The following is a 6608-nucleotide window of genomic DNA, read 5'->3' on the forward strand; positions in this document are numbered from 1 at the left end:
TAATTTTGTTTATTTGGAAAATAAACAATGAGACTAGTAATAAATAATGAAATTTTAACACGAAATTTGACAATAAATCCAAACATTCCCGATTCCTTTTTTTTTGAAAAGCAAAGATAAATGATGAATAAAGTATTCAAAATTTACTTCAGCGTCTTAATAGCACTCCTGTTTGGAATGCAGGCTACTCTCTTGCATCATAATTCGCATAGACCTGCAAAATGTACCTCTTCTCCTGTCGAAAAACTGTCTTTAGCTGAAGTTTCTGCAGACGAATATACCAAATCATCCTCTTTCATCATTGAAGGAGATAGCCAGGTTTTTACCCAAAGTTTGACATTCAAATTTGCCTTACCAGATTTGTTCTATTCTAAAGAATTTATCCTTAAATTCATTGAATTGAGCTTAAAACGGCAAATCAATCTATCGAAACAGGTTGACTTGGATTTTGGCATTCGAGAGATAATATTCCCCTCACATTTTTTTTGGTAGTTAACTGTTTAGAAATGCCTTGTATATGGCGTTGCAGCACGATGTTTTGGCTGCAATATTTTATAAATTCTCAATCATCTAGCAAGCCAAAGAGTTTGCGACAATTAGTTAATTACAAAATGCCATGAACACTGTAATTCATTTGCAAAAAGAAGATATCCTGTCCATCAAGTTCCCTAAAATCGATGTCCTGACCAACTCTGTTGAAATCAAATTAAGAGAAAGGGATCTTGAAAGAGCCTGCTTCTTAGGTAACTCGGAACATACAAAAGTGAAGATCACTTTTGCGGATGCTGAAATGTCTTTATATGAAATAGAGACTACTGTATGGGCTATTACTGAAGATGGCCTTTGTTTAAAAGGCCACCTCTATTTGCCCAAACGGGCAATTATTGCCTTGAGCTAAGGATTTTGGAGCCTGATTCAGGCTCCAAAATTTTTTACCATTTAAAAAAACTATAAACATATGACTATATTTATTATTAGCTCATTGGTAGCTATTGTTGTTTCTTTTCTATGTTCTTTGACAGAAGCAGTACTTTTAAGTTTAAACAGCGTGAAAATCGAAACAGACAGACAAAAAGGCCTTAAGTATGCCATTATTCTCGATCACCTAAAGGGTAACATAAACAGGCCTATTGCTGCCATATTGATTTTGAATACGGTTGCCCATACAGGAGGGGCAACAATTGCCGGAAGTGCATTTGACGAAATTTATGGAGATGAATGGATTTGGGTATTTTCTGTAGTTTTTACCATAATAATACTGTTTGGTACAGAAATCCTTCCAAAAGTAATTGGTGTTTCCCGCTCAGAAACCTTGTCTAAATACATTGCCATACCTTTAAACATTACAATTAAAGTTCTGTATCCGCTTATTTACTTAACTGACCTATTCAATAAATTGATTTTGAAGAAAAAGGATAAAACCGTAAAATATTCTTTGGAAGATATTCAAACAATTGCCAAAGTGGCTCAGGTAGAAAATATTATCAACAAAGATCAAGAAGAAATAATCATTAAAACCTCCAATCTAAAAAGCAGGAAAATTGATGAAATAATGCTTCCAATTTCAGATGTGATTTTTTTTACTGAGGCAATTGGCATTGATGATTACTTCGATTTAGCTGAGAAATATTTGCATACAAGGTACCCCATAAGCAGGACGGAGTCACCTCAAGACATATATGGTTACTTGAATTTCAAGGAAATTGCTTTGCAGAGAGATAATATATCGGCTGGCAACTTACAAAAATTCATCAGGCCCATATTATATGTCAAGAATGTTCAAAGTATTATTCAAGTGCTCAAGGACTTGAATACAAAAAGATATCATTTAGCCATTGTAGTAAACGATAAAGGAGAGTTTAGGGGTATGGTTACTTTAGAAGATATTGTAGAGGAAATTGTAGGTGAAATTGCAGACGAATTTGACAATGAATGACCAAACTCATTTTTGATTGTACGGGAGGTGTCATACAGTATAACGGAAACATTTCAGCCATGACGTGGAGCAAGGGTTTTGGACATTATGGAGGCCAAAAAGGATACAAGTACAACTATGACTTCCTCAACCGTATTACCGCAGCCAATTTTCAGGAGTTTGATGCCGGATGGAGCAACAACAACCTCCGTCATAACACGACATACGGATATGATAAAAACGGTAACTTTTCATTTCTGAAAAGAAGAGATGAGGATAGAACCTTTGTGGACAACCTTTCCTATGATTATGGTACCAATGCTTCAAGAGGAAATCTTTTAAACAAGCTAAGTGACTCTGGAAATAAAAACAAAGGTTTTATTGACGCCACAGTATCAGGTAATTCCTATGGCTATGATGTCAATGGCAACCTCCTATTGGACAAACACAAAGGCATAGATTCCATTCGATACAATTACATGAATCTTCCGGAAAAAGTGAAGTTTTGAACTGCGAAAAGCATCCATTACCTCTATTCGGCAGGTGGCCGCAAGCTTCAGCAACAGGTGGTTGAAGGTGGTCAAGTAATTAAAAAGACAGACTATGTGGGAGAACTGATCCTGGAAAACGATCAGCTACAGATGGTCCTGCATGAAGAAGGGCGGATCAATGTCAGTGAAGGCAATGCCTACGAATACTTTATGAAGGACCATTTGGGCAACGTCCGGGTTTCGTTTACCAGCCAACCCAAAACCGAGCTGGACGGTACAGGACTAGAGGCTGGAAGAAACGGTTTCGGTGACGGAGGATCCATCATCCAAAACACCCACTACAATAAAACAGCAGGCGGAAACAAATCCCTCCGGCTAAGTGCGGCACAGGGTGAAATAGTGGGTCTTGGCCATTCCATGCAGGTACTTCCTGGTGATACGTTATTGGCAGAGGTCTATGCCCTCTACCCACAGATGAGTGCACAGGCAAAATAAGCTTGAAGGTGAGAGCTGAAAGCTGAAAGTAGATAATCGGTTAAACTGTAAAACAGGTAAACTGAATAATCAGAGGAAAAGCCAAAATCCGAAAGCTGGAAGAAATTAATCGGTTAAACTGGAGAACAGATAACCAGACAACCAGACAACAAAAACGGTTTCTACCCCCAATTCATCATTTTTAATTCATCATTCACAATTCCCCACACCACCGGCACCCACGAAAAACTTTCCGTATCAGTACAGGTAAAAAAAGAAGGATTTATCTATCTTTATACGCCACAGGCGCACAAGTTCTGTCCAACGAAACCGCCAAAATCACGGACGTGTTCCCTGCCTGCCGGCCAAATTTCCGTTAAGGCAGTTTTGTGAAAACGGCAGTCAGGCAGGTTTGATGATTTTAAAGTAACCCATACCCAAAGCCCGGTCTTCCAGGCTGAGGATTATTATCCTTTCGGGCTAACCTTTAACTCCTATCAGAGGAGCTACAGCAAGGCTAACAATTACAAGTACAATGGTAAGGAAGAAATCAATGATCTTGATTTAGGGTGGATTGATTATGGGGCAAGAATGTATATGCCTGATTTAGGTAGATGGGGAGCTGTTGACCCTAAAGCAGAAAAGTACTTTGATCATTCTCCATATCATTATGTTAAAAATGATCCGATTAAATTTATAGATCCAAATGGCATGGAAAATAGCCTTTACCTATATGGTGCTGAAGGAGCTGATAGAAGGCAATTGCGAAAAATTAAAAGAAGTCTAAATAGAAATTTTCGTGATCAAGGACTTGATACTAGAGCCAGAATTGTAAAAGAGATACCTAAAGCAGAACAACTAGATGAATCTGATGCATTTGTTTTTATTGGCTCACAAAAACAAGTTGAAGATTTCAATAATTCAAATCAAGAGGGTGGTGAATCTGGTTTTGGACATATACCATCAAAATACGTAGAAGAGAGCATAGGTGAAGTCGCTGCCCAACCGAACAATAATGAAGGGGTGGATATTAAAGGTAATATCATATTGATTTCTACTGATAGGGCTGAATCTACAAGAACTGGGGATAACTCTTCTTTTTATTATCCAACTTCTCAAACAGACATGGTAGCAGGACTTATATGGCATGGTTCTGGTCATACTGCGGGGCTTTCTCACAGTGATGTGGTAAACGATATTAGTGGGAAGCTAGGAACAGTTAATGCATCTCAGGGCATGTATGGCTATGGTGATGACAGAAGATATAGCTTTATGGGCACTACTAGGAGTAAAAATGAAAAATTTATGCTCAATTTTAACTACTATATGAGTAGAATGACACCGGAGCAAAGAAAAATTTATCTTAGTAAGTATTCTGGAAGATCACGAAACACATTAGGGAAATGAGAAAAACCGATATTACAATAATTTTATTTTTTTCGTTAATTTGTTTAACCATTTATCCTTTATATAGTCAGGTTAATATTGAAAGTAGAATTGCAAATAAATCTGTATTATCAATTGAGGATGCTTTAAAAAAGCCTAGGAAGGTTAAATCGTTGATATTAATAGATACAAGTTTAAACATCCTGCCTTCTGAGATAGCAAAATTAAAAAACCTACAATTATTAAATATTTCTAGAACATATGTAAAGAAATTTCCAAAAGAAATAAGCCAGTTAGAGAAACTTCAATATTTGTATTTAGCGAATAATTTTGAATTAGATGTTGAAAATGCAATTCAATTATTACCTAAGAAAAGTATTCGAAAAATATCTATAACAAATCACCCCATAAGCAGTATACCACCTACTATTGGAGAATTTGAATGTCTGAAAGAATTACAGTTGTATAATAATGAAATAATAAGTTTGCCTTCTGAGATAGGTTCTTTAAGTGAACTTGAAACTTTACTATTATCTGATAATAATTTGGTTTCGCTTCCAGATGATTTTGAACACCTTAAAAAACTAAAAACACTGACATTAAATGGGAATAATTTTAAAGGAGTGCCCGATGTTTTGAGTAAACTTGGGTCTTTAGAAAGCTTATATATTGGAAATAAAAATTTAAGTTTTGAAGAATTAGTGGAAGCATTTAATGGATTGAATTCTTTGAAGTATATAAATTTTAGTGGCATAATCTTGAGAAAAAACACCTCTCTTCAAAAACTTAATAAATTGCCAAATATTAAAACTGTTGTTCTCTCAAATATAATAAATGATTTTAAAGACATACCTTTAACAGAACTAGTTAGTCTAAATTTTGAAATAATTATAATTACAGATGTTGAGTTCACAGAAAACGAATTGAATATTTTGGAGAAGTTTGAAAATGTTAGAATTGAGCGTAATACTCAAAATTTTCAATAAACAAATCCTTAATCGCTATCATTACTATTCCTTTGGCTTAACTTTTAACTTTTAAAAAAGAGCTTCTTCTAAGAAGAATCAAATGAATACCTTCCAAGATCAAGAGTATGAGGAGGAAACAGGATGGGTACAGTTCAAGTCACCTTTTAGGAAGCGGGATACAATTCCTGATAAGCAAGTTACATATGGTGGAGGAACTTTGCCAACACATACTGTAATTGAGCAAAATCAGCCAATAGTAAGACCAAAAATATTCTAACATTAATTGTGATGACGAATTTATTTAAGAAATATTCATTTATTCTCTCCATTGTCTTAATTCAACTTGGAAATTTTACTTGTACCAAAGTCTCTGACATATCGGCTCAGAATCTGAAACAAGACTATTTAGAAAAAATTGTCCTGATTGTAGATAACCTTGATACTTGCAAGCCTGGGTTTGGATATTTTAAGGACAGTGAAAGCATTGCAATCAATTCCATAATCTTGGATGGTAGTTTTTGCCTTCTACTCGATCCATATCACAGTAACATCAAAAAAGTAAATTTGCTCACAGGTGAGGTAAAATGTAGCGATTCTTCAGTTATTACCTCAAGGCCTGTTAGTTTAATAACTTCAGAGGGGTTGATTTATGTTCTGACCTATTCGACCACAAGTTATATTTTTAATGAGGATTTAAAATTAATTAAGGAATTTGACCTACCGACAAACAAAAAGTATTTCGTAGGCTTTGAAGGCGAGTATATTATTCTTTTTAACTTTTTATACGATGAAATAATCACAATAAGTAAAAATGGGGATATAATTGAAAAAAAGTCCGGGAATTTTGATTTTCAACGGTATAGTCATGGGAAAGCTTTTGAAATTGTTGAAAAGAGAAACTCAAGCTTCCTAAAAACTGAAACCAGAGAATTCGACTTAGGAAGGAAATTCCCTCATACGTGGGACTATTATGATTCATTTAATGTTGACTTTGATGATAAGAAAATAGTTTATTTCTCCTCCAATCCGGATTCTTTGGTGATTTATGTGAAGAAAATAGAGATGTAAATTATACATCTTAGGAAAAGAAATTCAGACTGCGGTTGGGTGTAGTGTTTTCCGACTCTGTGTAGGTGTGTCGTGAAGCATTTGATGTGAATCAAAGGCATGTTGTATAAAAGATGGTAGTAGGTCTACCGCAATCGCTGAGTAAGCGGAGGTTGCAAACCACCTCTCGGTGCTGTTTTGGTAACGAAACGGTGTTGAACGGAAAGAGGAAAAGGTTCGCTTGACGAATCAGGTACGACTCAAGAGAGTTGAACGAAAGAGAATCCCGTCTGGGTGTAGTATCTACTACACCCTATTATCACCTAT

At 35.6% G+C, this 6608-nt stretch carries 7 protein-coding genes and 1 pseudogene; all 8 read left to right on the plus strand.

What is annotated here, in order from left to right:
- Positions 1 to 120: 120 nt before the first annotated feature.
- Entirely contained in the window at positions 121 to 492 is a 372-nt protein-coding gene (locus tag H1A14_RS21660; RefSeq protein ID WP_194778403.1) for a hypothetical protein, read from the plus strand.
- Between the two features lie 124 nt (positions 493 to 616).
- On the plus strand, positions 617 to 898 hold the full coding sequence (locus tag H1A14_RS21665) for a hypothetical protein (protein WP_194778404.1): 282 nt from the start codon (positions 617 to 619) through the stop codon (positions 896 to 898).
- A 60-nt stretch (positions 899 to 958) separates the two neighbouring features.
- On the plus strand, positions 959 to 1936 hold the full coding sequence (locus tag H1A14_RS21670; RefSeq protein WP_194778405.1) for a CNNM domain-containing protein: 978 nt from the start codon (positions 959 to 961) through the stop codon (positions 1934 to 1936).
- Positions 1933 to 2424: a hypothetical protein gene (locus H1A14_RS21675; protein ID WP_194778406.1), complete on the plus strand. Its 492-nt coding sequence runs from the start codon at positions 1933 to 1935 to the stop codon at positions 2422 to 2424. Before H1A14_RS21670 ends, H1A14_RS21675 begins: the two co-directional genes overlap by 4 nt.
- 96 nt (positions 2425 to 2520) lie before the next feature.
- Positions 2521 to 2901, plus strand: a complete 381-nt coding sequence (locus H1A14_RS21680) for a hypothetical protein (RefSeq protein WP_194778407.1) — start codon at positions 2521 to 2523, stop codon at positions 2899 to 2901.
- Between the two features lie 456 nt (positions 2902 to 3357).
- Positions 3358 to 4287 (plus strand): annotated as a pseudogene (locus H1A14_RS21685) (RHS repeat-associated core domain-containing protein); the annotation flags it as partial.
- Complete coding sequence (locus tag H1A14_RS21690) at positions 4284 to 5252, plus strand: leucine-rich repeat domain-containing protein (protein ID WP_194778408.1); 969 nt, start codon at positions 4284 to 4286, stop codon at positions 5250 to 5252. The pseudogene H1A14_RS21685 and the gene H1A14_RS21690, both read left to right, overlap by 4 nt.
- Positions 5253 to 5522: 270 nt before the next feature.
- Positions 5523 to 6302, plus strand: coding sequence for a hypothetical protein (locus H1A14_RS21695; protein WP_194778409.1), 780 nt, complete (start codon positions 5523 to 5525; stop codon positions 6300 to 6302).
- The last annotated feature ends 306 nt before the right edge of the window (positions 6303 to 6608 follow it).

The organism is Pararhodonellum marinum (assembly GCF_015354735.1).
GTDB lineage: Bacteria > Bacteroidota > Bacteroidia > Cytophagales > Cyclobacteriaceae > Pararhodonellum > Pararhodonellum marinum.

Excerpts from the sequence above, each read along its gene's own strand:
- H1A14_RS21695 (WP_194778409.1), top strand. The coding sequence starts at position 5,523 with ATGACGAATTTATTTAAGAAATATTCATTTATTCTCTCCATTGTCTTA.
- H1A14_RS21660 (WP_194778403.1), top strand. The coding sequence starts at position 121 with ATGATGAATAAAGTATTCAAAATTTACTTCAGCGTCTTAATAGCACTC.
- H1A14_RS21675 (WP_194778406.1), top strand. The coding sequence starts at position 1,933 with ATGACCAAACTCATTTTTGATTGTACGGGAGGTGTCATACAGTATAAC.
- H1A14_RS21690 (WP_194778408.1), top strand. The coding sequence starts at position 4,284 with ATGAGAAAAACCGATATTACAATAATTTTATTTTTTTCGTTAATTTGT.
- H1A14_RS21670 (WP_194778405.1), top strand. The coding sequence starts at position 959 with ATGACTATATTTATTATTAGCTCATTGGTAGCTATTGTTGTTTCTTTT.
- H1A14_RS21665 (WP_194778404.1), top strand. The coding sequence starts at position 617 with ATGAACACTGTAATTCATTTGCAAAAAGAAGATATCCTGTCCATCAAG.